General features: G+C 35.8%; 25 protein-coding genes. 19 read left to right on the forward strand and 6 right to left on the reverse strand.

Annotated elements, in window-relative coordinates:
- Position 1 precedes the first annotated feature (1 nt).
- The gene (locus tag ACE939_RS05755) at positions 2-4,498 is read left to right on the forward strand and encodes a DUF6443 domain-containing protein (protein WP_378187902.1); all 4,497 of its coding nucleotides are present in this window, start codon (positions 2-4) and stop codon (positions 4,496-4,498) included.
- Positions 4,499-4,509: 11 nt separating this feature from the next.
- Positions 4,510-4,902 carry a hypothetical protein gene (locus ACE939_RS05760; RefSeq protein ID WP_378187903.1) on the forward strand — a complete coding sequence of 131 codons (393 nt, stop codon included), beginning with the start codon at positions 4,510-4,512 and terminating at the stop codon, positions 4,900-4,902.
- Between the two features lie 26 nt (positions 4,903-4,928).
- On the opposite strand, the gene ACE939_RS05765 is transcribed toward ACE939_RS05760, so the two are convergent.
- Complete coding sequence (locus ACE939_RS05765; protein WP_378187904.1) at positions 4,929-5,324, reverse strand: helix-turn-helix domain-containing protein; 396 nt, start codon at positions 5,322-5,324, stop codon at positions 4,929-4,931.
- 93 nt (positions 5,325-5,417) lie between these two features.
- Between ACE939_RS05765 and ACE939_RS05770 the strand changes: the two genes are divergently transcribed.
- The 7 genes from ACE939_RS05770 (at position 5,418) to ACE939_RS05800 (ending at position 11,864) form a co-directional block, all read left to right on the forward strand.
- Entirely contained in the window at positions 5,418-6,986 is a 1,569-nt protein-coding gene (locus ACE939_RS05770) for a hypothetical protein (protein WP_378187905.1), read from the forward strand.
- Positions 6,987-7,026: 40 nt separating this feature from the next.
- Positions 7,027-7,959: a tyrosine-type recombinase/integrase gene (locus ACE939_RS05775; protein WP_378187906.1), complete on the forward strand. Its 933-nt coding sequence runs from the start codon at positions 7,027-7,029 to the stop codon at positions 7,957-7,959.
- On the forward strand, positions 7,949-8,827 hold the full coding sequence (locus tag ACE939_RS05780; protein WP_378187907.1) for a tyrosine-type recombinase/integrase: 879 nt from the start codon (positions 7,949-7,951) through the stop codon (positions 8,825-8,827). The genes ACE939_RS05775 and ACE939_RS05780 overlap by 11 nt, the downstream gene beginning before the upstream one ends.
- 58 nt (positions 8,828-8,885) lie before the next feature.
- Entirely contained in the window at positions 8,886-9,119 is a 234-nt protein-coding gene (locus ACE939_RS05785; RefSeq protein WP_378187908.1) for a hypothetical protein, read from the forward strand.
- Positions 9,104-9,427, forward strand: a complete 324-nt coding sequence (locus tag ACE939_RS05790) for a type II toxin-antitoxin system RelE/ParE family toxin (RefSeq protein WP_378187910.1) — start codon at positions 9,104-9,106, stop codon at positions 9,425-9,427. Before ACE939_RS05785 ends, ACE939_RS05790 begins: the two co-directional genes overlap by 16 nt.
- A gap of 1,205 nt (positions 9,428-10,632) precedes the next feature.
- Complete coding sequence (locus ACE939_RS05795) at positions 10,633-11,460, forward strand: RHS repeat-associated core domain-containing protein (RefSeq protein ID WP_378187911.1); 828 nt, start codon at positions 10,633-10,635, stop codon at positions 11,458-11,460.
- 11 nt (positions 11,461-11,471) lie between these two features.
- Positions 11,472-11,864: a hypothetical protein gene (locus ACE939_RS05800; protein ID WP_378187903.1), complete on the forward strand. Its 393-nt coding sequence runs from the start codon at positions 11,472-11,474 to the stop codon at positions 11,862-11,864.
- Positions 11,865-11,890: 26 nt separating this feature from the next.
- On the opposite strand, the gene ACE939_RS05805 is transcribed toward ACE939_RS05800, so the two are convergent.
- Complete coding sequence (locus ACE939_RS05805) at positions 11,891-12,286, reverse strand: helix-turn-helix domain-containing protein (protein WP_378187904.1); 396 nt, start codon at positions 12,284-12,286, stop codon at positions 11,891-11,893.
- 93 nt (positions 12,287-12,379) lie between these two features.
- Between ACE939_RS05805 and ACE939_RS05810 the strand changes: the two genes are divergently transcribed.
- The 8 genes from ACE939_RS05810 to ACE939_RS05845 all read left to right on the forward strand — a co-directional run bounded on the left by ACE939_RS05810 (position 12,380) and on the right by ACE939_RS05845 (position 19,946).
- Positions 12,380-13,948 (forward strand): hypothetical protein, encoded by a 1,569-nt coding sequence (locus tag ACE939_RS05810; protein WP_378187905.1) that lies wholly within the window; start codon positions 12,380-12,382, stop codon positions 13,946-13,948.
- Between the two features lie 40 nt (positions 13,949-13,988).
- Entirely contained in the window at positions 13,989-14,921 is a 933-nt protein-coding gene (locus ACE939_RS05815; protein ID WP_378187906.1) for a tyrosine-type recombinase/integrase, read from the forward strand.
- A complete protein-coding gene (locus tag ACE939_RS05820; protein WP_378187907.1) occupies positions 14,911-15,789 on the forward strand; it encodes a tyrosine-type recombinase/integrase in 879 nt (292 codons plus the stop codon). Before ACE939_RS05815 ends, ACE939_RS05820 begins: the two co-directional genes overlap by 11 nt.
- A 58-nt stretch (positions 15,790-15,847) precedes the next feature.
- Positions 15,848-16,081 carry a hypothetical protein gene (locus tag ACE939_RS05825; protein ID WP_378187908.1) on the forward strand — a complete coding sequence of 78 codons (234 nt, stop codon included), beginning with the start codon at positions 15,848-15,850 and terminating at the stop codon, positions 16,079-16,081.
- Positions 16,066-16,389: a type II toxin-antitoxin system RelE/ParE family toxin gene (locus ACE939_RS05830; RefSeq protein WP_378187910.1), complete on the forward strand. Its 324-nt coding sequence runs from the start codon at positions 16,066-16,068 to the stop codon at positions 16,387-16,389. Before ACE939_RS05825 ends, ACE939_RS05830 begins: the two co-directional genes overlap by 16 nt.
- Before the next feature lie 1,169 nt (positions 16,390-17,558).
- Positions 17,559-18,452 carry an RHS repeat-associated core domain-containing protein gene (locus tag ACE939_RS05835; protein WP_378187913.1) on the forward strand — a complete coding sequence of 298 codons (894 nt, stop codon included), beginning with the start codon at positions 17,559-17,561 and terminating at the stop codon, positions 18,450-18,452.
- A gap of 11 nt (positions 18,453-18,463) precedes the next feature.
- Positions 18,464-18,922: a carboxypeptidase-like regulatory domain-containing protein gene (locus tag ACE939_RS05840; protein WP_378187914.1), complete on the forward strand. Its 459-nt coding sequence runs from the start codon at positions 18,464-18,466 to the stop codon at positions 18,920-18,922.
- Between the two features lie 772 nt (positions 18,923-19,694).
- A complete protein-coding gene (locus ACE939_RS05845; RefSeq protein ID WP_378187915.1) occupies positions 19,695-19,946 on the forward strand; it encodes a hypothetical protein in 252 nt (83 codons plus the stop codon).
- A 15-nt stretch (positions 19,947-19,961) separates the two neighbouring features.
- Here ACE939_RS05845 and ACE939_RS05850 read toward each other — a convergent pair whose 3' ends face one another.
- The 3 genes from ACE939_RS05850 to ACE939_RS05860 all read right to left on the reverse strand — a co-directional run bounded on the left by ACE939_RS05850 (position 19,962) and on the right by ACE939_RS05860 (position 22,551).
- A complete protein-coding gene (locus ACE939_RS05850) occupies positions 19,962-21,254 on the reverse strand; it encodes a type II toxin-antitoxin system HipA family toxin (protein ID WP_378187916.1) in 1,293 nt (430 codons plus the stop codon).
- Positions 21,248-21,577 carry a helix-turn-helix transcriptional regulator gene (locus ACE939_RS05855; RefSeq protein WP_378187917.1) on the reverse strand — a complete coding sequence of 110 codons (330 nt, stop codon included), beginning with the start codon at positions 21,575-21,577 and terminating at the stop codon, positions 21,248-21,250. Before ACE939_RS05855 ends, ACE939_RS05850 begins: the two co-directional genes overlap by 7 nt.
- A gap of 143 nt (positions 21,578-21,720) precedes the next feature.
- Positions 21,721-22,551, reverse strand: coding sequence for a DMT family transporter (locus ACE939_RS05860; RefSeq protein ID WP_378187919.1), 831 nt, complete (start codon positions 22,549-22,551; stop codon positions 21,721-21,723).
- 200 nt (positions 22,552-22,751) lie between these two features.
- On the opposite strand from ACE939_RS05860, the gene ACE939_RS05865 reads away from it, so the two are divergent.
- Positions 22,752-23,714: a hypothetical protein gene (locus ACE939_RS05865; RefSeq protein WP_378187920.1), complete on the forward strand. Its 963-nt coding sequence runs from the start codon at positions 22,752-22,754 to the stop codon at positions 23,712-23,714.
- Here the strand turns inward: ACE939_RS05865 and ACE939_RS05870 are convergent, their stop codons facing one another.
- Positions 23,715-25,469 (reverse strand): SulP family inorganic anion transporter, encoded by a 1,755-nt coding sequence (locus ACE939_RS05870; RefSeq protein ID WP_378188418.1) that lies wholly within the window; start codon positions 25,467-25,469, stop codon positions 23,715-23,717. It lies immediately after the preceding gene.
- A 110-nt stretch (positions 25,470-25,579) separates the two neighbouring features.
- Between ACE939_RS05870 and ACE939_RS05875 the strand changes: the two genes are divergently transcribed.
- Positions 25,580-26,335: a sulfite exporter TauE/SafE family protein gene (locus ACE939_RS05875; RefSeq protein WP_378187922.1), complete on the forward strand. Its 756-nt coding sequence runs from the start codon at positions 25,580-25,582 to the stop codon at positions 26,333-26,335.
- Positions 26,336-26,366: the final 31 nt, after the last annotated feature.

Consider the following 26,366-nt stretch of genomic DNA (forward strand, 5'->3'; position numbering starts at 1 on the left):
GATGAGTATAAAATTTATATATTCTAGTATATGCTGTATTTTATTTAGTTTATCGGGTTTTTCGCAATTAGGAGGAGAACCCATTGATGGTCCAATACCCAAGTGGTATCGTGATTATGATGAAGATACTTGGGGAAGCTATAGCGATGTTAAGGAAAGTTACTACGTAATTAGTGGGTATGTGAGAAGAGGCGGAGATTGTGATGATACTAATCCTTCTATTTATCCTAGATATGGATATCATGATAAGGATGGAGATGGATTTGGCACTGGCTCTGCAGGGCTGATATGTGGATCAAATACAGGTTATGCTTTACAAAATGGAGATTGTAATGATAATGATGCCATGATTCATCCAAATACTATTTGGTATGCAGATGAGGATGGAGATGGATTCGGAACTTATACTGATACCTATCGTGGCTGTACAAGGCCTAATAGTTTTCCAATACGAGTACTTATTGCAGGAGATTGTGATGACTCGAACCTTGAATTACATCCTAATACAGTATGGTATAAAAACACAGATGGAGATAATTTCGCGAGTAGCACCAAGAAACAATGTAATAATCCGGGAGCTGGTTATTCTCTAATAGCTTTACCCTTAGGTGATTGTGATGATGAGATGCCTCAAATTCATCCCAATACAGTTTGGTATAAAGATACTGATAACGATGGCTTTGCTAGTAGTAGAAAAAAGCAATGTATAAAACCAGGTGCTGATTATACATTGAATACAATGCCTATGGGAGATTGTAAAGATGACGATCCAAGAATTAACCCTAATACCGTTTGGTATGCGGATAATGATGGTGACGGTTGGGGAGATCCAAATTCAAGTATTGTAGTTTGTATAGGGCCCGAGGGTTACGTTTTAAATAATAAGGATTATGATGATACAACCGATCTTATTACAAATATAGCTCCAAAGTATTATTATGACGATTCTGATGGGGATACCTATGGTGACCCTTCTATAAGTCAATATGTAAGTGAGTCACCAGAAAGGTATGTTTTAGATAATACCGATCGCTGTCCTGATGAATATGGTGAAAATCAAGGCTGTATTCTGATTCCTCAAGAAGTGAATTTTTCAGATGAAAACTATATATATACTGCGCAGTATCAAATACCTGTTACCACTGAATCTGATATTAAATACAACAAGGAGGTTATAGAGAGTATCACCTATTACGACGGGCTAGGCAGACCCAAGCAGCAAATCGCTATCCAAGGATCTCCAGAACACAAGGATATCGTAACGCACATTACGTATGATGCTTATGGTAGACAAGACAAACAGTACCTACCCTATGTTTCAAGCATTTTGCCAGGGAGCTATAAAACGGTGAATATCAATAGCAATATTAACAGCTATTACTTAAATACCTATCCCAAGGATTTTCTGGGTATTACGAATCCAACGGAAGTCAATGCCTATTCAGAAAGCATTTTTGAACCCTCACCACTCAACAGGGTCTTAGAACAAGGTGCTCCAGGAGCCGCCTGGAAAGCCAATGCTACCACTGATACCGATCACACCATCAAATTTGGTTGGGATACCAATACAGCAGCAGAAGTAGTTCGTTTTGATATAACCTTCGCAGATCCTACGAACACCGAAGTGCCCTCGCTTACCAAAGTCGGTGACTATAACGCCAATCAACTTTATAAAACAATCACCAAAGATGAAAACTGGACACCCACCGATGGACAGCTACATACCACAGAGGAATTTAAAGACAAGCAAGGAAAGGTGATTCTTAAACGAACCTTTAACAGCGCTACAAACGGTGTTGAAAAACTAGATACCTATTATGTGTATGATAGTTTTGATAATCTTACCTATGTTATTCCGCCCAAAGTCAATACAAGTGACGGGGTAGATGCAACAGAGTTATCCGAGCTTTGTTATCAATATCACTATGATTATAGAAACCGTCTTATCGAAAAGAAAATACCAGGTAAGGGCTGGGAGTATATTGTCTATAATAAACTAGATCAGCCAATTCTTACACAGGACACTTTGCTAAAACAAAAGGATCAATGGTTATTTACCAAATATGACGCTTTTGGCAGGGTTGCTTACACAGGTAAACTTACAATTCCTACTAAAACCCGAAAGCAAATCCAGATTGAAGCCAATGCCTTTGCTCAACACCTTTGGGTAAAGCCTGCAGCTCCAGCATTGATTGGAGGTACTACGCTTTATTATAACGATGGTGGGTACCCAAAAGTACAAAGTGGCGAAGTCCTGACCATAAATTACTACGATAATTATGACTTCTTAGGCGCTACTCCTGTAGCACCCTTTGCATCACCCGCGAGTGTGTATGAAGAACCGATAAGTAATCGCACGAAGACACTGGTCACAGGAAGCAGGGTAAAAGTTTTAGGAAAGGATAAGTGGACCACTACGGTGACTTATTATGATAAAAAAGCACGACCCATTTATATCGCCAGTCAGAATGAATATCTGGCGACTACCGATGTTATAAAAAACAAACTAGATTTTGTAGGAAAAGTATTAGAAACCAAGACCACCCATACCAAAGGTGATAATGCTGCTATAGTAACCATCGATACTTTTGAATACGATCATATGGGGAGACTGCTTAATCATAACCAACAACTCGATGGAGGTGCTATAGAACAAATTGCTCACAATACGTACGACCCGCTGGGGCAATTACAAAAGAAATATGTAGGTGGTGTGTATGACAGTCTGCAACCCGCAAAAGGCTTACAAGAAGTTGATTATCATTATAACATACGCGGCTGGCTTACTGGAATCAATGATGCTAATAGCTTAGGGAGTAAGCTCTTTGGTTTTGGAATTAATTACAATACTACAGAGACCAATCTGGGAGCCACGGCGCTTTATAACGGAAACATCAGCGAAACCCTTTGGCAAACGGCAAGTGATCAGACCCAGCGAGCTTATGGCTACCAGTATGATCCGCTAAACCGTATTACCGCAGCAAAAAGCTCTAGCGGTAACTATGATCTGAGCAATCTTACCTACGATAGTATGGGCAATATCAAAACACTAGATCGTACAGGTCACATAAATACGGACGCTACCCTTTTTGGAAAAATGGATAGTCTAAATTATCGTTATGATACAGGGAACAAGCTCCTAGCGGTTACCGATAATCGAAATAAAGCTTTTGGTTTTAAAGATGGTAGCAACACAGGAGATGATTATGCGTATGATCCCAATGGGAATATGATTAGCGATGCCAATAAAGGGATTACTAAGATCACTTATAATCATTTAAATTTACCTGACACCGTTACAGTAAATAGCACTACTCATACCGGAAATATTACGTATATTTACGATGCCACTGGGGCTAAACTAAAAAAGATTAGTACTGATGGGAGTTCTTTTACAACTGAATATGCGGGTAATTATATTTATGAAAATGGAGAGCTTAAATTCTTTAATCAACCCGAAGGCTATATCGAACCAAGTACGGTTAGTGGATATGATTATATTTATCAATACAAAGACCATTTAGGCAATATACGATTGTCCTATTTGGACAAAAATGCTGATGGTGATATTGATCTAATTCCTGGTTCTGCTGCTCATGAAATCATACAAGAAAAGCATTATTATCCTTTTGGACTTGAACTTAAATACGGTTCTGATCATCCGAACTCCTTGATTACTGGACGTAAACACGAATATGGATTTATTGGGGTTGAGGAAGTTAACGAACTTGATCTTGGATTGGTTGCAATGGACTGGAGGCATTACGATCCAGCTATTGGAAGGTTTGTAGGAATTGACGCTCTTTCAGAAAGTTATAACGATCATACACCATACCATTATTCGAAGAATAGTCCACTAATGTACAGCGATCCTACAGGATTGTTTACAGATGTTGTCAATGAGGATGACCCAAGCCAAGTAATTCATATTGAAGACGGATATGATTTTGAATGGGTTGTTGATGCAGCTACTTTTAATACTATACAAGAAGCAGGGGATATTCCAGACAACCTGAAATGGGATCGTACCAAAGCGTTTTGGAAACAAGTTTGGCAGGAGGTAACAACGTCAGATGGTAGCGCTTCAGATGAAGTAACCCAATTTATGATCACTGACGAGATAGAGGATGGTATTGAAACAATTGACCGATTATCAAATGGACAATATGCAGGAGCTGCGTTAACCTTATTTTTAAGAAAAGTTCAAAAAGGAAAAAAAGGGTATAATCTGATAAAAAAGCTGTTTAAAAGTGGTAAAAAAGGTAAAATGCCTACGCCTGACCTAAATCCTGACCAATTTAAAAGAGTTGGAGATACAAGAGTCCACAAAAAGACAGGTGCTATTTACAAAAAATCACATACTAGTCATGGTAATGTAGGTAATACGGGAGATCAATGGAAGGCTTATCCAAAAGGCACAACAGATTTTGGAAAAACTTCAAAAACAACGGGTACTCGAGTTACTATCGATGGAGATGGAAAAGTAATAGGAAATTAAATTTTTAGAAAATGTATTTTGAAGATATTTATAATAAAGTAGCGCCCTTATGGAAAAAGGAATTCTCCTTGGAAGGGATCGAAGAAACGGAAACTTATATTCAAGATATAAGGCAGGAGCATAATAGGGTTGAAGATATTATTGACTTTACTGAAAAAGAAAAATATACGGAATGGGAAGGTATGCTTGCATTTACTATGTATCAGACATTGACAGCTTTTTCAATAGACAAATGGAAAAAAGAAAAAGTAAAGTCCATTAACATAAATGATATATCGATAACTCTATTCGAAAAATATTTTAAAGAAAATATGGAACCCGAGGATGAGTTCGAAGGTAATGAGGAATACTTAAAACAATATAAAGGTTTTAGGAATCCACCTTCAGATATTACAAGTCAATAATAAAAGGCCACCCTTGGGTGGTTTTTTTATGCGTAAGCCTTTTTAGTTTTAAAGTCACGTAGTGCCATATCAATCATATTGTAGAGAAAGTTCTTATTATCTTCTGAAAGTTCGGAGATACGTTCTAGTCGTTCGATAGCTTGCTTATCAAGTTGCAGTTTACTTTTGCCAATCAAATAATCGACAGAAATCTCTAAGGCGTCTGCAATTTTTACCACTACATCAATAGAAGGTTTAATATCACCTCGTTCATATCTTCCTACCACATCACCAGAAGTATCGATCATCTTGCCCAAAGCAGCCTGAGAAAGTTTTTTCTTCTTACGTAGTAGCATCATATTATCTCCAAAATCCATAATGATAAGTATTGAAAATGATTGTAAAATCAGTGTTTTGGCAAAAATAGATGATTTATAAGTCATAAACAATAATGAAAAGGCTTGTTTATATAAGATTGATAATGTAGCTTTGTGAATGATAAGTCTTAAAAAACTTTTTAAAAATATTTTTCCACGATGCTTAACACTACCAATCCAAACAATTACGAGTATATCACAAAACACTTAGAAATATCTATTCTTGGCGGTATCAAACTGAATCATTTAGAAGCATTACGGGTTACATTAGGTATCAGCAAAATAAAATCTGAAACCAAACTAAGGCACAATGTAGATTTATATAACGATAACCAAGTAGAAAAACTTGTAAGAAAAGTTGCTGAACGTATAGAGGTAGGCACAAGCGTAGTACGCAGAACCTTACAGGAGCTGACCAATGAACTGGAACAATACAGATTAAGCCAGTTAGATAATGATGAATCAGAAATCACTATCAAAGAGTTATCTACAGCAGAGGAAAAATCAGCTATCAAGTTCTTAAAATCAACTGATCTACTCACCAAAACCAATAAACTCATAGGCGAAAGCGGTGTAATAGGCGAAGAAACCAACCGATTGTTAATGTACCTGATCTTTACCAGCCGTAAAAGCTACAATCCATTGCATTGTATCAGTCTAGGGAGTTCCGGAGCAGGAAAGACACATTTACAATCCAAAGTAGCCGAACTCGTACCCGATCACGAAAAAGTAGAGATCACCGTACTATCAGAAAACGCCTTTTACTACTTCAATAGAACGGAATTACGCAACAAACTCATACTTATAGAAGATCTGGACGGTGCAGAAAGTGTACTCTATCCATTACGTGAATTACAATCCAAACGAAGAATAACAAAAACAGTTGTACACAAAGACAGAAAAGGCAATACCAAAACGATACATTTAACTGTAGAAGGCCCTGTAAGCGTTGCAGGCTGTACCACACAAGAATCTATTTATGAAGATAACAGCAATAGAAGCTTTTTACTGTATATCGATGAATCTAGCGAACAGGACAAGAAAATAATGTACTATCAGAGACTTATCAGCGCAGGGAAAGTAAATGTAGATGCAGAACTTAAAGCAAAATCCTTTTTACAAAACGTGCAAATGTTGTTACAACCTGTTAAAGTAATCAATCCGTATGCAGAGTTTTTAGAGTTGCCACAATCCGTATTTAAACCAAGAAGGACAAATACCCACTATTTACAATTTATAGAAGCCATTACCTTTTACAAACAGTATCAACGTGAAAAGCAGTACGATCAAAATACTGGTGAAGAATATATCGAAACCACGATCGAAGATATAGAAGAAGCCAATGAAATTATAAAAGAAGTTTTACTACGTAAAAGTGATACGATTAACGGTGCTTGTAGAGATCATTTAGAGCGGTTAAAATCCTACTTAAAAGAAAATACCCAAACAACTTTTACCAATGCTGAAATACGCAGAAACTTACGGGTAAAAGAAACCACTCTACGAAGATATAACAAACAGTTACTTGAAGAAGGTTATATAAAACGTATCAAAAAGGCTAAAACCAAAAGCTATTGCTTCGAGGTTATTGATTTACAAGAATATGATAAGTTAAAAGACCAAATTGATAAAGCATTACAAAACTGCATAGTGCAAATCGAACCCGCCAGTTCGCCACTTCCTCGCCACTCCCCAAAAGGCGATACTAAAAACAAGAAAGCTAGTTAGTTACAAAAACTCGCCACAGAAATCTAAAAAAGACATACCGATGAAAAAATTAAAGCTACAAAATGATAGTTACAGGATGTTTATATCCAATTTTAAAGAATGGTTGGACATACTAGGCTATGCAGAAACCACAGTCTATAACTTGCCAAACCATTTACAAGAGTTCTTTTACTGGCTCGAATCTCACGGACATACCGATATTAATACAATTACCGCAAAACACATCAAAGATTACTATGAAGAACTCAAACAACGCGCCAATGATAGAAGGTATGGAGCATTGAGCAAATCCTATCTAAACAAACACCAACAAGCCTTAAAGAAGTTCAAAGAATACTTGCAAAACCATAATCATAAAGGGATCAGCATACACCTTAAATCAGAATCCTACCCCATAGAAGAAAAGATGAATATCCTTACCCAATCCGAAATAAAAGAGATGTTCTTGGCAACCTCTTACAGTAACAAGCGTAAATGTATCAGGTTACGGGATAAAGCAATACTGACCATATTCTACAGTTGTGGGTTGCGCAGAAATGAAGCCATACACCTAGATATAAAAGACGTGTTTTTTGATAAAGAACGGATCTACGTACGTAAAGGAAAGAATTATAAAGAAAGGTTCGTACCACTTAACAAATGTAATCTACGAATCTTGGAAGATTATATCTATGAAAGTCGCCCAGAGTTTAAAAACCATACTGAAAACGAAGCATTGTTTATGAGCATCCACGGCAAGCGATTGGACGGAATGAGTTTTGCCAACCGTTTAAAAGCAATCGTTACAGCTACCGAAAATAATAAAATCATAGAAAAACAAATTACTCTTCATACCCTACGCCACTCTATTGCCACCCACTTACTGCAAAGAGATGTGCCATTAGAAAGTATTAAACATTTTTTAGGGCATAGCAGTTTAGAATCCACACAAATTTATACGCACATCCTAAAAACAATAGAAAATGAATTATGACGATTACCTCAAAAAAGAAGGGTATACAGAAAAGACCATCTGTACCAAAGATATCGAACGGCAAAACTTTACAAAATGGTGTAAGCGGCAATCCACTACACCTGTACAAATAGATTACAAAACCTGTTTAAAATATATCAAGCACCTGACCAGAAAAGGAAACAGTAAAAGGACGATCAACCATAAACTGGGAAGCCTGAAAACCTACTTCAATTACTTGATAAGCGAAGCATATAGGATGGATAATCCCATTGAAACCGTTGTAGTCCGAGGTGCAAGAAGGAATATTAACCACAACCTGCTCGAGTCGGAAGAACTGGAAGACCTGTACTACAGTTTTGAAACCGAAAAAGCCCGTAACCAATACTTAAAATACCGCTTGAAACGCGATAAAATAATTATCGGCTTGCTCGTTTACCAAGGGTTAAGTACTTCAGACCTTGGAAGCCTAAAACTGGAACATTTACGACTCTCTAAAGGGAAACTCTATGTACCAAGCAGAAATCGCAGCAATGCTAGGGAACTGGAATTAAAACCCTGGCAAATAATGGAACTAATGGAATATATAAATGAGATAAGGGAAAAACTTTTAAAACAAAACAACATCCAGAATGATCAATTAATCTTGCATGCTATGGTGTCCAACCTTGTCAGTGCTACTGTGAGAAAACTTAAAAAAATTAATCATAAGGTAGAAAGCATCCATCAAATCCGTGCTTCAGTAATTACCAATTGGTTGGGGCAATACAACCTTAGAAAAGTACAATACTTAGCAGGTCACCGCTATATCAGTTCTACCGAAAGATATTTACAAGATGATTTGGAAAACTTGCACGAAATCGTCAATAACTATCATCCTATATCCTAAAAACATGTAGGATAGGAATCAAAAAACTAATAATATTAATATAAAAACTATCTTTGTTATGAATGTAAAAATGATGATTATGGGAGCATTAGAGCTAAAGGATGAGCTTCATAAGTTTGTAGATATTGGAGATCCTCAGTTTTTAGAAGTTATGTATAAGGCTGCTAAAGATTATATGGAACAAAAACGTAAGGATAGAATGATTGCAGAAGGAGAAGAAGATATCAAAGAAGGTAGGACACATAGCTTAAAAGAAGCAAGAAAAATTATTAATAATTGGGACGTAAAATAAAACCAGTTGAACTTACTACTCGTGCTATAAACGATTTAGGAAAGTTTAAAGAATTCTACTACAAAAGTTACGGAGCAAAAAAGACAGAAGAAATTATTGATATCATTTTTGAGCGCATGGAAATGCTAGAAAATCCTGATATTGATTTATCAAAAATTGGTTCTATCGATGATGAGTTCTCTCATTTAAAACGTGAATATCGCAAACTCATTGAACATCATTGTAAAATTACTTACCGAGTTGGAAAATCAAAAATTTATGTAGTCCGTATTTTTGACACTCGTCAAAACCCTAAGAAAAATAAGTAAAAAAAATAAGGTGTCTCCCTCCGGTCGGCATTTAGTAGCACAGGCTACTCCGCTATCGCTGTGAGTGCCTGTTGGCTGTCAATGGTCTCGGGGCATCCCTTTCTAGGGCAATAATTTATTATTCTGTAAAAAGCTCCATAAAAATTATTCCCTCAGCCGCCTAGATGCCCCTCGTCGTGTTCCCGGTCTTTTTTGTGTCACGATTATTAAAGGCAATAATACGCGCCACAAAAAACTCCTACACACTTCATTGGCTCCATCGCTCTGGTCGCAGCCTAGCCGGTTTTATTTTAAAGGAATTATTTTATCAAATGAAAAATAAAAACCGGTTGGCACATCCCTTCACCACGCTTGGGCGTGGCTCTCGGTCTGTGTCGGCTGCTCCGTTCCGCTTAGCTGTCGCCTAGAGCGCTCAAACGCCGCAGGGCTTCCTCCATAGGCGGACAGGTTTATCAGCAGTGCGTGTTACACTGAGTTTATCGAAGCGCACTCAATCGCCGTTCAGGCTAGCATTTATCTTAAAGCTGAAGGTCAGCCGCATTATCCTACGTACTTCAACTTTAAGCTAAATGAATTTTACACTTCTAAAGTGGAATAGCGGAAAGGTTAAAGCTGTGGACTGTTCCGCTTTAGAAGTGCTAGCCAAAGTGGCGATTGAACGCCCGCGCAAACTTGCTCAAAAAACACTCAAAATGCCCCCAAACCCGTCTAAATCACGTTTAATAGCACTTTTATACTGTTCAATATTAGAATATTACCCTTAAAAAATCGTGTCTTAAAAGTCAAATCTTACATTCCGAATGTAAAAGCGTTGGTGCGCCTGAGGCGGGTTGGCTGGAGCCGTTGGCCAGGGAGTATTGTACATAATACTTGTTATAATTACACCCGCAACAAAACACTGCAGAAGGCTATCGATTAAGGGAAGCTATTATAACTCGTATTATGTACCATACCGAGGAAAAGGAAGCAGCAGCAAGACAGGGATTTATTGCCTTAGCAATAATCTGGGTTGCTGCTGCGTGGCTTTTAGGGAGTATTTAGTACTTTAGCATAGCAGAATGATGATAGAAAGAACGTTCTTTTTTAAAAAATGTAAGCTGTTCTTGGAGTAGAACCGAGGGAAAGTGCGCCAATGTTAAAAAAAATGCATAAACGTCTATCCCTTTGGACTTGAACTTAAATACGGTTCTGATCATCCGAACTCCTTGATTACTGGACGTAAACACGAATATGGATTTATTGGGGTTGAGGAAGTTAACGAACTTGATCTTGGATTGGTTGCAATGGACTGGAGGCATTACGATCCAGCTATTGGAAGGTTTGTAGGAATTGACGCTCTTTCAGAAAGTTATAACGATCATACACCATACCATTATTCGAAGAATAGTCCACTAATGTACAGCGATCCTACAGGATTGTTTACAGATGTTGTCAATGAGGATGACCCAAGCCAAGTAATTCATATTGAAGACGGATATGATTTTGAATGGGTTGTTGATGCAGCTACTTTTAATACTATACAAGAAGCAGGGGATATTCCAGACAACCTGAAATGGGATCGTACCAAAGCGTTTTGGAAACAAGTTTGGCAGGAGGTAACAACGTCAGATGGTAGCGCTTCAGATGAAGTAACCCAATTTATGATCACTGACGAGATAGAGGATGGTATTGAAACAATTGACCGATTATCAAATGGACAATATGCAGGAGCTGCGTTAACCTTATTTTTAAGAAAAGTTCAAAAAGGAAAAAAAGGGTATAATCTGATAAAAAAGCTGTTTAAAAGTGGTAAAAAAGGTAAAATGCCTACGCCTGACCTAAATCCTGACCAATTTAAAAGAGTTGGAGATACAAGAGTCCACAAAAAGACAGGTGCTATTTACAAAAAATCACATACTAGTCATGGTAATGTAGGTAATACGGGAGATCAATGGAAGGCTTATCCAAAAGGCACAACAGATTTTGGAAAAACTTCAAAAACAACGGGTACTCGAGTTACTATCGATGGAGATGGAAAAGTAATAGGAAATTAAATTTTTAGAAAATGTATTTTGAAGATATTTATAATAAAGTAGCGCCCTTATGGAAAAAGGAATTCTCCTTGGAAGGGATCGAAGAAACGGAAACTTATATTCAAGATATAAGGCAGGAGCATAATAGGGTTGAAGATATTATTGACTTTACTGAAAAAGAAAAATATACGGAATGGGAAGGTATGCTTGCATTTACTATGTATCAGACATTGACAGCTTTTTCAATAGACAAATGGAAAAAAGAAAAAGTAAAGTCCATTAACATAAATGATATATCGATAACTCTATTCGAAAAATATTTTAAAGAAAATATGGAACCCGAGGATGAGTTCGAAGGTAATGAGGAATACTTAAAACAATATAAAGGTTTTAGGAATCCACCTTCAGATATTACAAGTCAATAATAAAAGGCCACCCTTGGGTGGTTTTTTTATGCGTAAGCCTTTTTAGTTTTAAAGTCACGTAGTGCCATATCAATCATATTGTAGAGAAAGTTCTTATTATCTTCTGAAAGTTCGGAGATACGTTCTAGTCGTTCGATAGCTTGCTTATCAAGTTGCAGTTTACTTTTGCCAATCAAATAATCGACAGAAATCTCTAAGGCGTCTGCAATTTTTACCACTACATCAATAGAAGGTTTAATATCACCTCGTTCATATCTTCCTACCACATCACCAGAAGTATCGATCATCTTGCCCAAAGCAGCCTGAGAAAGTTTTTTCTTCTTACGTAGTAGCATCATATTATCTCCAAAATCCATAATGATAAGTATTGAAAATGATTGTAAAATCAGTGTTTTGGCAAAAATAGATGATTTATAAGTCATAAACAATAATGAAAAGGCTTGTTTATATAAGATTGATAATGTAGCTTTGTGAATGATAAGTCTTAAAAAACTTTTTAAAAATATTTTTCCACGATGCTTAACACTACCAATCCAAACAATTACGAGTATATCACAAAACACTTAGAAATATCTATTCTTGGCGGTATCAAACTGAATCATTTAGAAGCATTACGGGTTACATTAGGTATCAGCAAAATAAAATCTGAAACCAAACTAAGGCACAATGTAGATTTATATAACGATAACCAAGTAGAAAAACTTGTAAGAAAAGTTGCTGAACGTATAGAGGTAGGCACAAGCGTAGTACGCAGAACCTTACAGGAGCTGACCAATGAACTGGAACAATACAGATTAAGCCAGTTAGATAATGATGAATCAGAAATCACTATCAAAGAGTTATCTACAGCAGAGGAAAAATCAGCTATCAAGTTCTTAAAATCAACTGATCTACTCACCAAAACCAATAAACTCATAGGCGAAAGCGGTGTAATAGGCGAAGAAACCAACCGATTGTTAATGTACCTGATCTTTACCAGCCGTAAAAGCTACAATCCATTGCATTGTATCAGTCTAGGGAGTTCCGGAGCAGGAAAGACACATTTACAATCCAAAGTAGCCGAACTCGTACCCGATCACGAAAAAGTAGAGATCACCGTACTATCAGAAAACGCCTTTTACTACTTCAATAGAACGGAATTACGCAACAAACTCATACTTATAGAAGATCTGGACGGTGCAGAAAGTGTACTCTATCCATTACGTGAATTACAATCCAAACGAAGAATAACAAAAACAGTTGTACACAAAGACAGAAAAGGCAATACCAAAACGATACATTTAACTGTAGAAGGCCCTGTAAGCGTTGCAGGCTGTACCACACAAGAATCTATTTATGAAGATAACAGCAATAGAAGCTTTTTACTGTATATCGATGAATCTAGCGAACAGGACAAGAAAATAATGTACTATCAGAGACTTATCAGCGCAGGGAAAGTAAATGTAGATGCAGAACTTAAAGCAAAATCCTTTTTACAAAACGTGCAAATGTTGTTACAACCTGTTAAAGTAATCAATCCGTATGCAGAGTTTTTAGAGTTGCCACAATCCGTATTTAAACCAAGAAGGACAAATACCCACTATTTACAATTTATAGAAGCCATTACCTTTTACAAACAGTATCAACGTGAAAAGCAGTACGATCAAAATACTGGTGAAGAATATATCGAAACCACGATCGAAGATATAGAAGAAGCCAATGAAATTATAAAAGAAGTTTTACTACGTAAAAGTGATACGATTAACGGTGCTTGTAGAGATCATTTAGAGCGGTTAAAATCCTACTTAAAAGAAAATACCCAAACAACTTTTACCAATGCTGAAATACGCAGAAACTTACGGGTAAAAGAAACCACTCTACGAAGATATAACAAACAGTTACTTGAAGAAGGTTATATAAAACGTATCAAAAAGGCTAAAACCAAAAGCTATTGCTTCGAGGTTATTGATTTACAAGAATATGATAAGTTAAAAGACCAAATTGATAAAGCATTACAAAACTGCATAGTGCAAATCGAACCCGCCAGTTCGCCACTTCCTCGCCACTCCCCAAAAGGCGATACTAAAAACAAGAAAGCTAGTTAGTTACAAAAACTCGCCACAGAAATCTAAAAAAGACATACCGATGAAAAAATTAAAGCTACAAAATGATAGTTACAGGATGTTTATATCCAATTTTAAAGAATGGTTGGACATACTAGGCTATGCAGAAACCACAGTCTATAACTTGCCAAACCATTTACAAGAGTTCTTTTACTGGCTCGAATCTCACGGACATACCGATATTAATACAATTACCGCAAAACACATCAAAGATTACTATGAAGAACTCAAACAACGCGCCAATGATAGAAGGTATGGAGCATTGAGCAAATCCTATCTAAACAAACACCAACAAGCCTTAAAGAAGTTCAAAGAATACTTGCAAAACCATAATCATAAAGGGATCAGCATACACCTTAAATCAGAATCCTACCCCATAGAAGAAAAGATGAATATCCTTACCCAATCCGAAATAAAAGAGATGTTCTTGGCAACCTCTTACAGTAACAAGCGTAAATGTATCAGGTTACGGGATAAAGCAATACTGACCATATTCTACAGTTGTGGGTTGCGCAGAAATGAAGCCATACACCTAGATATAAAAGACGTGTTTTTTGATAAAGAACGGATCTACGTACGTAAAGGAAAGAATTATAAAGAAAGGTTCGTACCACTTAACAAATGTAATCTACGAATCTTGGAAGATTATATCTATGAAAGTCGCCCAGAGTTTAAAAACCATACTGAAAACGAAGCATTGTTTATGAGCATCCACGGCAAGCGATTGGACGGAATGAGTTTTGCCAACCGTTTAAAAGCAATCGTTACAGCTACCGAAAATAATAAAATCATAGAAAAACAAATTACTCTTCATACCCTACGCCACTCTATTGCCACCCACTTACTGCAAAGAGATGTGCCATTAGAAAGTATTAAACATTTTTTAGGGCATAGCAGTTTAGAATCCACACAAATTTATACGCACATCCTAAAAACAATAGAAAATGAATTATGACGATTACCTCAAAAAAGAAGGGTATACAGAAAAGACCATCTGTACCAAAGATATCGAACGGCAAAACTTTACAAAATGGTGTAAGCGGCAATCCACTACACCTGTACAAATAGATTACAAAACCTGTTTAAAATATATCAAGCACCTGACCAGAAAAGGAAACAGTAAAAGGACGATCAACCATAAACTGGGAAGCCTGAAAACCTACTTCAATTACTTGATAAGCGAAGCATATAGGATGGATAATCCCATTGAAACCGTTGTAGTCCGAGGTGCAAGAAGGAATATTAACCACAACCTGCTCGAGTCGGAAGAACTGGAAGACCTGTACTACAGTTTTGAAACCGAAAAAGCCCGTAACCAATACTTAAAATACCGCTTGAAACGCGATAAAATAATTATCGGCTTGCTCGTTTACCAAGGGTTAAGTACTTCAGACCTTGGAAGCCTAAAACTGGAACATTTACGACTCTCTAAAGGGAAACTCTATGTACCAAGCAGAAATCGCAGCAATGCTAGGGAACTGGAATTAAAACCCTGGCAAATAATGGAACTAATGGAATATATAAATGAGATAAGGGAAAAACTTTTAAAACAAAACAACATCCAGAATGATCAATTAATCTTGCATGCTATGGTGTCCAACCTTGTCAGTGCTACTGTGAGAAAACTTAAAAAAATTAATCATAAGGTAGAAAGCATCCATCAAATCCGTGCTTCAGTAATTACCAATTGGTTGGGGCAATACAACCTTAGAAAAGTACAATACTTAGCAGGTCACCGCTATATCAGTTCTACCGAAAGATATTTACAAGATGATTTGGAAAACTTGCACGAAATCGTCAATAACTATCATCCTATATCCTAAAAACATGTAGGATAGGAATCAAAAAACTAATAATATTAATATAAAAACTATCTTTGTTATGAATGTAAAAATGATGATTATGGGAGCATTAGAGCTAAAGGATGAGCTTCATAAGTTTGTAGATATTGGAGATCCTCAGTTTTTAGAAGTTATGTATAAGGCTGCTAAAGATTATATGGAACAAAAACGTAAGGATAGAATGATTGCAGAAGGAGAAGAAGATATCAAAGAAGGTAGGACACATAGCTTAAAAGAAGCAAGAAAAATTATTAATAATTGGGACGTAAAATAAAACCAGTTGAACTTACTACTCGTGCTATAAACGATTTAGGAAAGTTTAAAGAATTCTACTACAAAAGTTACGGAGCAAAAAAGACAGAAGAAATTATTGATATCATTTTTGAGCGCATGGAAATGCTAGAAAATCCTGATATTGATTTATCAAAAATTGGTTCTATCGATGATGAGTTCTCTCATTTAAAACGTGAATATCGCAAACTCATTGAACATCATTGTAAAATTACTTACCGAGTTGGAAAATCAAAAATTTATGTAGTCCGTATTTTTGACACTCGTCAAAACCCTAAGAAAAATAAGTAAAAAAAATAAGGTGTCTCCCTCCGGTCGGCATTTAGTAGCACAGGCTACTCCGCTATCGCTGTGAGTGCCTGTTGGCTGTCAATGGTCTCGGGGCATCCCTTTCTAGGGCAATAATTTATTATTCTGTAAAAAGCTCCATAAAAATTATTCCCTCAGCCGCCTAGATGCCCCTCGTCGTGTTCCCGGTCTTTTTTGTGTCACGATTATTAAAGGCAATAATACGCGCCACAAAAAACTCCTACACACTTCATTGGCTCCATCGCTCTGGTCGCAGCCTAGCCGGTTTTATTTTAAAGGAATTATTTTATCAAATGAAAAATAAAAACCGGTTGGCACATCCCTTCACCACGCTTGGGCGTGGCTCTCGGTCTGTGTCGGCTGCTCCGTTCCGCTTAGCTGTCGCCTAGAGCGCTCAAACGCCGCAGGGCTTCCTCCATAGGCGGACAGGTTTATCAGCAGTGCGTGTTACACTGAGTTTATCGAAGCGCACTCAATCGCCGTTCAGGCTAGCATTTATCTTAAAGCTGAAGGTCAGCCGCATTATCCTACGTACTTCAACTTTAAGCTAAATGAATTTTACACTTCTAAAGTGGAATAGCGGAAAGGTTAAAGCTGTGGACTGTTCCGCTTTAGAAGTGCTAGCCAAAGTGGCGATTGAACGCCCGCGCAAACTTGCTCAAAAAACACTCAAAATGCCCCCAAACCCGTCTAAATCACGTTTAATAGCACTTTTATACTGTTCAATATTAGAATATTACCCTTAAAAAATCGTGTCTTAAAAGTCAAATCTTACATTCCGAATGTAAAAGCGTTGGTGCGCCTGAGGCGGGTTGGCTGGAGCCGTTGGCCAGGGAGTATTGTACATAATACTTGTTATAATTACACCCGCAACAAAACACTGCAGAAGGCTATCGATTAAGGGAAGCTATTATAACTCGTATTATGTACCATACCGAGGAAAAGGAAGCAGCAGCAAGACAGGGATTTATTGCCTTAGCAATAATCTGGGTTGCTGCTGCGTGGCTTTTAGGGAGTATTTAGTACTTTAGCATAGCAGAATGATGATAGAAAGAACGTTCTTTTTTAAAAAATGTAAGCTGTTCTTGGAGTAGAACCGAGGGAAAGTGCGCCAATGTTAAAAAAAATGCATAAACGTCTATCCCTTTGGAATGCAAATTAACTACGGAGTAAATCACCCAAGCTCTGCAATAAGTGGAATTCCACATAGGTATGGATTTAACGGGAAGGAAGAACAAATGGAACTTGGTTTAGGATGGTTGGATTTTGGAGCAAGAAATTATGATGCAACTTTAGGACGTTGGATGAATCCTGACCCATTAGCTGATTTAAGATATGAACTTACACCATACAATTATGTTCAAAATAGTCCTATGTTTAAAATTGACCCAGACGGTCTTACTGATTATACATTAAATAAAAAGACAGGAGCAGTTACACAAGTTGGTGAGGCAAATGATGAACCTGACAGAATCCTTCAAACTTATACACGTAAGAGTAAAAGAGGAGAAGTTAAGTACAAGAAAAATGGAGAAGCTAAAGTCGCAATAGGCGGTATAGAAAAAGGGATTTTAAGTGATGGTCAAAATTTTAAAACAGATGATACCGTTATTGAAACAGGAGGCGAAGGGCAAGCAAGTGTAGATGGAGTTAAATCTTTTACATTACAGCTATCAGAATATGTTGGAAAGGAGCTTAAAGGATTCTCGTATTCATCTGATGGTTCTGGAGACGTTTCAGATATTGTATTGGGAAAATATAATAATAATGATCGTACGAAATCCTCTGCTAGTGTTATTGGATTAGTAAAAAAATATGGTCTTGATGGTTATTCTGATAATAACATAGTGCAACAATTTCACACTCATCCCGATGGCAAATTAGGGGCGACTCAATCTGCACCTGGTCAATCACAAGATATTAAAAATTTGCAAAATGCTAAGCCAAAAATATCTAACGCAACTTTTATTATATTGTATAGAATTAATGGTCAGAAAAAACCAGCAGAATACGATTACACTCATGAATATAGACCTAAAAAATAAATGAATTAAAAATGAAGGAACTATTAATTATTTCTCTAGTATTTAGTTTTTCAATATGTAGTCTTTATTCTCAGAATAAAACTATTAAAGGAAGGGTGATTTCTGAGGATTTTGAAACATTACCAGGAGTGTCAATTATGATTAAAGATACGGTTAAAGTTGGCAGGACAGATATAAAGGGTTTTTTTCAAGTAGATATTCCTCTTTCCGAGGAAAGAATACAATTTAGTTTTCTTGGACTTGAATCAACAACAATAGAGCTTAAAGAAAAATGTAATAAGGTTGATGTTGTAATGATGTATTCATATACATATGACTTTATAACTTTAAAACGAGCTGATAAGAAGAGAAAAAAAAGACATAAAAAACTTCCTAAGATTCATAAACAAGCTTTCGAGAAAGGTATATTTGAAACTAAATGCGCATGTTATAATCGCACGTTTGAATCTTTTTATCTACAAGAAAATTAAAATAATACAAGCCACAACGAAAGTTGTGGTTTTTTTATGCGTAAGCTTTTTTAGTTTTAGTATCACGAATAAAGGCATCAATAATTTTAATAACCGTAGATTTATCATCTTCATTTAATCGTTGTATCTCTTTCATACGATTAAGCATATCCCCCGCTCGTCCTAGTATGCGCTACCGCAAGTTTGCAACTTGTGGCGTCAAAGATTGGCGTGTACGAGTAAGAAATAAATGCTAAGAACCAGTTACATTGCTTTGTAGCTGGTTTTTTGTTTTATAGAATAGATTGTATTTTACGTTTGGCAATAAAAGCATCAATAACTGAGAAGATATGCTCTTTATCTTCTTGCTCAAGCTTAGTGACTTCCAAAATACGTTGTCTTGTAACTTTAACCATCTGCACGTCAACTTTACCGGTTAAGTAATCTAAAGAAACATCAAGGATATCAGCCCTCTGCTACCAGCTAGAGTGATCGCTACCGCAAGTTTGTAACTTGTGGTATCAAGAATTAGTGTGTACGACTAAGAAATAAATGTTAAGAATCAGTTACTTTACTTTAAGGCTGGTTTTTTACAATTTGTAATCTTGCAAATCTCGCTCTACATTTTAATACCACAGCTATAATTTAACTACTATACAGTTCATTTGGATTGATAATTAGTCTGTTTTTAACAGAATATATACGATACCATCACAGATATTGTAAAATAAATTTGGATGTATTACGGAAAAACCGTAGTTTGGTTACTCCGAATCTATAAAAATTAAAGCTTATGCAAAAGACTACTCTTATTGAAAACTTCAATTCAAAAAACTTAACCGAAAAATATTTTGATATATGGAATCATGGTCAACATCTATTTACTGTAAATGATTGCAATAGAGACTTTCAATATAGCATCTTTTATATCAAAGGTTTATTTGCCGAAGTTATTTATAATAAATTAGATGGCAACATACTATTTATCAATAGTTTTAGCGATAAAAATAAATTAAAATTTTATTTAGATACTGATTTTTCCTAACATCTTTTTTTGCCCTTAATTCCATTGCAAACGAAATGCTTTTTGCAATGTTTTAGCCTGCGCCCGCGGTACACCTGCTTGTTGAGCATAGTGTTTAAAATTACCTACCACTTCAACGATTTCTTGTATCGCTTCGCGGCTTTTTTTATAACTAATTTTACTTCCTACAGCCATTAAATCATTTAATGAGAATTCTCCCCTCTTACCATTTATAGTCATCTGATGTGCACTGGTCCATATACCTGTAGGGTTATAGGAATATGTAATATCATAGGCGGGTGCTAGTTTCCAAGTCCCTTCTTTATTCATCAAAAATGAAATGTTTTTCGTATGATCATCCTGATTACGAGCCATAACATTAAGTAGCATTCTTTTATACAATTCAATTGCATCTGTATGGGGTAAATTTAATCGACGCATAACCTCAAACGCATTTTCATAAGAATAAACACCGGGTGCCTTATAATCAAAATGTGCAAGTGAGCATAGGGTTTGCATATGAATTTTTTCTCCATCATCACCTCTATCAAAACGTTTGGTCATAAAATGTGCACGATTGTGCTCTTCAAATAATTGAGAAGTATTCATAGTTATGCCGCAGTCAAGCGCCATTAAATAATATGCATATTCAATACGACCATAACCTTGGGGATCCCCGAGGGATACATCATTAACTCCATCAAATTTGAATAAATAATGTTCGAATCCTTTTGGTACCTCAGTTTGCCCAGATCTTATTTCGTTGGTAGTTGCGTTGTATGCTATTATAGCCTTAGCACGCTGTCCTCCTGCCGATGTACCCACCTTAATTAATTCATTAAGATCTTCGGTTTCTGTCATGGTCATTGACAATTGCTCTCTCGAACTTAGAACTTTCTGTGCTAATGTCACCAATTTATCAACTTCAAGTACACTCGCTTTTTTTGCACCTACCATTTTTGATGGTTGAAACTCTAAAGCTCCCATACCTCGAGTTCCAATGTAACATAAACGATCCAAAGGGGTAAATTGTGCTTTGGGTATGTTGTTAAGCATCAACCATTGATCAATTAAGCGATTCCCAAAATCATCTGGAAGTACATCTGACAGCATGCCCGGTAATCCTTTAAAAGTTTCTTCGTTAAGTCTCGGAAAAGTGTATATCCTATTTGTAGAATTTTTAAGAGGCATAAACAACGGAGACACATCCCAAGATGTGGATTCTATAAAATCTGGAAAAAACTCGAAGGCTGCATAGTTGCGTTTGGGATTCCAACTTAAAGCACCCACTTCTTTATTCCACAAAGAAATTTTAATTACGTCTACCATGAAGAGGTTTTTGTATCATCTGATGAGTTACCTGAAGCTCGCTCTCGTTCTTTGCCCTTTAACTTTAATAATTCTATGGGGCTTATACCAGGGTCGGGTAAAAAACTTTCTAATGCATTTAATTCACCAAATCCGCGCAATAATTGTATAAATGTAAGCATGGTGGTAGACTTACCTGCTTCAAAATTTTTTACGGTCTGCGTATGTACTCCTGCCCTATTGGCTAAAGTTTCTTGAGTCATATTAAGATTAAGTCGCTTTCGTTTGACACGTTGTGTAAGCTCATAAAGTACCTGCTCATCGGTAAGCATATTCAATTCCATACTGCATAATTTTGATTACCCCTAAAGTACTAATTTACTACATTATTTCAATAATAAAGCAAATTATCTACTAAATTAAGTATACTTTAATATACATTATAGGTACATAGAATTTCTACGTATATATTAATATACCTTAAATATTATTTTGATTTATAAAAAATATTAAGAATAAGTCCAGTAATTATCATACCAATACCCACCATACTACTTATAGAATATTGATCTCCAAACCATAGAACTCCTGCTAGCATAGTACTAATAACTTCGATATATTTTAGTGATACAATCTTGTTGGTCTTTTGAGACTGAAAAGCTTTGGTCATAAATAACTGACCAAAATATCCAAAAACACCAAGACTTAATAGTAGCAACCATTCTATACCTATGGGAGTGGTCCAATAAAAAATGCTAAAACTGCTACCTACAAGAAAAGAGATCCACATAAAATAATTAACTATTACTACAGGATGATCACTATGGCCAATTTTATTTATAATAATATACACCAAACTACTGGCTATTGCAGAACACAATATTAAAGTAAGTCCTATCAAATTGATGTTCGAATCAAAACCTTTAATAACTATCACTCCTGCAAAAGCCAGTATTATAAACAACCACTGTATAGGTGCGATGCGTTCCCGTAACATTAGTACAGCTAATAATGTTGCAAATATAGGAGCGGTATAGCGCAATGAAACTGCCGTTCCAATAGGTAGATAAGGCACAGCTAGAAAAAATAACCCCATAGAACTAACACCTGCCAGTCCTCTTAAAAATAATAATTTGTGTTTGTTGCCTACAATATTTATTTTTTTATAGTGTAGATAGGTCATTGTAAATATTAAGGATCCAAAGGAACGAAACATAATCAATTGTGCAGCACTAAAATGAACTAGATGCTTAATAAAAAGATTCATTAGTGTAAAAGAGATTGCACTAATTATCATAAAATATACTGCTTGTTTCATTTGGATAAAGATACGGCTTACAACTATTTTATAACGTCGAAATAAGGAATACAGTACTATTTATAGCTTACGATATTGATAGCTATGGCGGTGCACTCAAACATTGATATATAAAAAATTGAGATTTACTAGAGATACTATTGTTATCTTTTGTTTCGTTTTAATATATTCACGGCACAATTAATGCTCTAAAAACTACAATGAAATTCTCGATTTATATATTTTTTTGCACCATAATGGTGAGTTATGGTCAACGTTATCGACTTACCGACCCTATTCTTAAAGAAGCGGTTTCTTATGCTACAATTTCTTTTGGTAATGGAAATGGAATGTTTGCTGATGCAAAAGGCTTTTTTAACTTTTCGCCAGACCGTTATAAAGATATCGATACTTTATATATTACCGCAGTTGGCTATAAAGATAAAATTGTAGCCACACGTACTATGCCACCTATTATGATCATGGAACAAGATGTAGCGCAACTACAGGAAGTGTATTTGACGGGTGAAAGAAAAAGAAAATACAAGGTTAAAAAAATTGCTTCAAAAGTGCACTCTGATTATTTTAAGTGTTGGCTCCCTACGGTTGAGTCAGAAATTGGGGTATACTTTTCAAAACCGTCAAATGTTCCAGTTAAAATAGCATCCGTTTCTCTTCCGGTAAAAATGGAAGCTTCTAGAAGTTCTTCAGGTAAAGTACAGTCGTTCTCCACATTATTTAAAATGCAATTTTATAGTAGTGTGAATGGAGCTCCTGGACCACGCCTTATGTATGAGGATATTATTTTTAGAATTACTGAAAAAGATAAAGCTAATTTTGAACTTGATATTTCCAAGTATAATGTATACGTCCCTGCTGAAGGTATCTTTGTCTCTATACAAGTACTGGGGTATACAGACTCTAAAGGAAATCTTCAAGATACTCGTAAATATCATGAAGTTGAGACTCCTAAAGGATTTGTAAAGATTTCTACTACCTTTAGACCTTTGCTACCTTTTACAGAAAAAATTGATGGATATCGTACGTATACAAGAAGAATTTTTTACAAAAACAGGACTTGGCAACGTTTTGACACCGAATATACCAAAGGAAATTCTTTAATACAGCGGGGTCTTACAAATTATGGCATGGGTGTTCGTTTCCATATTTTTGAAAAACAATAGTTAATCCATTAAAGAACGTTGTGTATTGTATTGCAATGCCGCAAACTTTTCTGTACGTTGACTAGTTGGATGTGTGGCAAAATTGACAGCCTCGGTTATTGTCATAAAATAATGATATCTACCTAACTGATCTGTAAAACCCGAGCGTTTTAAAAAATCACGTACAGGACCTATCGCTCCAGTTATCAATAATTGTATATCACTACTTGACAAGTAATGGTAAATGTCGTATAAAACATGTAATCCAGTACTGTCAATATCATGCATGTTAGTCATATCCAAAATAAAATACTTAGGCTTGATTTGACGTTGGCTTAGAACATTCAAAACAATTTCCTTAAAATATACTGTGTTGCCAAAAAATAATTGATTATCAAACCTTAAAATTGCATAGCTTTCATGTTTTGATGCTTCAGGAAAACGTTTGTGGTTTCTATAGTATTCAGTTTCAGGAATGTTCACTAATTCTGCTACATGCGGTCTAGAACTATAATAGATCATAAAAATAAATGATACTAATACTCCAATAAGCACACCTATTTCTATACTTAGCAATAGCGTACTTAAAAATGTAGTTAGCATGATTAAAAATTCTCTTCGTCTTACCTTTAATAAAATAGCAGCTCCTTTAATATCGATCAACCCAATAACCGAGACTACTATAATTGCGGCTAACACACTTTTGGGTATAAAAAAGAAGAATGGAGTTAAGAACAGTAACGAACCTATTATCAACCCGACGGTAATCAATGAGGCAATGGTTGTTTTGGCTCCTTGTTCATTGTTAATCGCAGATCTACTATAACTACCCGAAGATGGAACAGCCAAAAAGAATGCACCAATAACCTTGGAAATACCCAAAGCAAGCAACTCTTGATTCGCACGTACTGTATGGTCTCTGCTCTTCATCTCAAAAGATTTTGCAATACCAATGCTTCCTATAAATCCTATAAGTGTAACCGTAAAAACGGTTGGTAAAAGGCTTATAATAGTTTGATAATCAAAATTTGGCATCACAAAGGAAGGTAAACCCGTGGGAACCTCGCCTATAACAGCTACACCTTTTCTATCTAGATTTAAACCATATGTAACCAAACCTCCCAAAACAAGTACGATCAATGCTCCTGGAAACGATTTTTTCCATCGTTTAAGTATTACCATACTTATACATGCCAGCAAAAATATGAGTAAGGTATAGAGATTACTTTCTTTTACATGCCTAACCAAATGTAGTATTACCTCATAACTTTGACTATATCTTGGCATCGTTAACCCAAAGGCGGCTTTAACTTGTGATACAATTATTATTAATGCTGCGGCAGAGATAAAGCCTGAGATAACTGGTTGTGAAATTAGATTGGTAAGAAACCCCATTTTAAAGATACTCATTAATACTTGTAAAATTCCGATTAAAAGCCCAGTCAGAATGACTAAGTTGATAAAAGAGTCTGAAAAAGGAACTGCTATCTGACTAATACCGCTCATTATTAAAATAGCAGTTATTGCTACTGGACCAATGCTTAACTGTCTTGAAGTTCCTAACAGTGCGTAAACTATTAAAGGAATTACGCACGTATATAATCCATAAATGGGAGGAACTCCCATAAGTAATGCATACGCGATTGCTTGAGGAATCAAAACGACGCCTACAGTAATCCCCGCAATTAAATCTGCTTTAAAGATGTTAAATCGATAGGCTTTTAAAGTATCGATTATTGGAATAAAATGACTTATTGTTTTAATATGCGATATAATTTAATTCTATATAAAACTACAACAGATAGCCATGATAACCCAAGTGTTTTTCTTATTAATTGAATTTTACCTAATCTTTTGCATATTTTTGAAGCAAATACATTGTTATAATGCAAGAATATTACATGTTAGGCCTTTTATTAATTGTCGGTTGTATCGCTGGTATTATTAATACCCTAGCAGGTGGCGGCTCTCTCTTAACATTACCCATACTTATTTTTATGGGGTTACCCCCTGCAATTGCAAATGGTACCAATCGCATAGGTATTTTAATTCAGGGTGTAACTACAGTGGCAGGATTTAGAAGTAAAGGCATTCGTACTCCAGATTTTGGTATTTATATGGGACTGTCTGCACTAATTGGATCTGTACTCGGCGCTAAGATTGCGATTGATATAAAAGGAGAAACGTTTAATAAGATCTTGGCTGTAATAATGGTTGTAGTTGTTTTATTTATGGTTTTTAAACCCAAAAAACTAGGATTAGAAACAGTTGAAAGAATTACGGGAAAATACTTTTGGTGGTCGCTCTTGGCTTTCTTTTTTATTGGTATTTATGGAGGGTTTATACAAGCAGGAATAGGGATTTTTATCTTATTAGTACTTTCATCAATTAATCAAATCAATCTAGTAAAGTCAAATGCTATAAAAAGTCTTGTTGTAGCTATCTATACTCTTGCTGCCTTATTGGTTTTTATTCTTAACGATCAAATCAACTTTTTGTACGGAATTATTCTTGCGGTAGGAAACGCAACAGGTGGTTGGTTTGCAAGCCGATGGTCTGTAAAAAAAGGAGATGGTATGGTTAAAACTTTTTTGATAATTATGGTAATCGCAATGGCAGGTAAATTACTTTGGGATAGTTAATATTCCTTTAATATTTTTTTGGAGATTGCCA

Origin of the sequence: Aquimarina rhodophyticola (assembly GCF_042434915.1) — a bacterium.
Taxonomy (GTDB): Bacteria; Bacteroidota; Bacteroidia; order Flavobacteriales; family Flavobacteriaceae; genus Aquimarina.

Excerpts from the sequence above, each read along its gene's own strand:
- ACE939_RS05820 (WP_378187907.1), top strand. The coding sequence starts at position 14,911 with ATGAATTATGACGATTACCTCAAAAAAGAAGGGTATACAGAAAAGACC.
- ACE939_RS05835 (WP_378187913.1), top strand. The coding sequence starts at position 17,559 with ATGCAAATTAACTACGGAGTAAATCACCCAAGCTCTGCAATAAGTGGA.
- ACE939_RS05785 (WP_378187908.1), top strand. The coding sequence starts at position 8,886 with ATGAATGTAAAAATGATGATTATGGGAGCATTAGAGCTAAAGGATGAG.
- ACE939_RS05800 (WP_378187903.1), top strand. The coding sequence starts at position 11,472 with ATGTATTTTGAAGATATTTATAATAAAGTAGCGCCCTTATGGAAAAAG.
- ACE939_RS05780 (WP_378187907.1), top strand. The coding sequence starts at position 7,949 with ATGAATTATGACGATTACCTCAAAAAAGAAGGGTATACAGAAAAGACC.
- ACE939_RS05840 (WP_378187914.1), top strand. The coding sequence starts at position 18,464 with ATGAAGGAACTATTAATTATTTCTCTAGTATTTAGTTTTTCAATATGT.
- ACE939_RS05770 (WP_378187905.1), top strand. The coding sequence starts at position 5,418 with ATGCTTAACACTACCAATCCAAACAATTACGAGTATATCACAAAACAC.
- ACE939_RS05755 (WP_378187902.1), top strand. The coding sequence starts at position 2 with ATGAGTATAAAATTTATATATTCTAGTATATGCTGTATTTTATTTAGT.
- ACE939_RS05760 (WP_378187903.1), top strand. The coding sequence starts at position 4,510 with ATGTATTTTGAAGATATTTATAATAAAGTAGCGCCCTTATGGAAAAAG.
- ACE939_RS05805 (WP_378187904.1), bottom strand. The coding sequence starts at position 12,286 with ATGACTTATAAATCATCTATTTTTGCCAAAACACTGATTTTACAATCA.
- ACE939_RS05875 (WP_378187922.1), top strand. The coding sequence starts at position 25,580 with ATGCAAGAATATTACATGTTAGGCCTTTTATTAATTGTCGGTTGTATC.
- ACE939_RS05845 (WP_378187915.1), top strand. The coding sequence starts at position 19,695 with ATGCAAAAGACTACTCTTATTGAAAACTTCAATTCAAAAAACTTAACC.
- ACE939_RS05850 (WP_378187916.1), bottom strand. The coding sequence starts at position 21,254 with ATGGTAGACGTAATTAAAATTTCTTTGTGGAATAAAGAAGTGGGTGCT.
- ACE939_RS05860 (WP_378187919.1), bottom strand. The coding sequence starts at position 22,551 with ATGAAACAAGCAGTATATTTTATGATAATTAGTGCAATCTCTTTTACA.
- ACE939_RS05855 (WP_378187917.1), bottom strand. The coding sequence starts at position 21,577 with ATGGAATTGAATATGCTTACCGATGAGCAGGTACTTTATGAGCTTACA.
- ACE939_RS05775 (WP_378187906.1), top strand. The coding sequence starts at position 7,027 with ATGAAAAAATTAAAGCTACAAAATGATAGTTACAGGATGTTTATATCC.
- ACE939_RS05810 (WP_378187905.1), top strand. The coding sequence starts at position 12,380 with ATGCTTAACACTACCAATCCAAACAATTACGAGTATATCACAAAACAC.
- ACE939_RS05865 (WP_378187920.1), top strand. The coding sequence starts at position 22,752 with ATGAAATTCTCGATTTATATATTTTTTTGCACCATAATGGTGAGTTAT.
- ACE939_RS05765 (WP_378187904.1), bottom strand. The coding sequence starts at position 5,324 with ATGACTTATAAATCATCTATTTTTGCCAAAACACTGATTTTACAATCA.
- ACE939_RS05815 (WP_378187906.1), top strand. The coding sequence starts at position 13,989 with ATGAAAAAATTAAAGCTACAAAATGATAGTTACAGGATGTTTATATCC.
- ACE939_RS05825 (WP_378187908.1), top strand. The coding sequence starts at position 15,848 with ATGAATGTAAAAATGATGATTATGGGAGCATTAGAGCTAAAGGATGAG.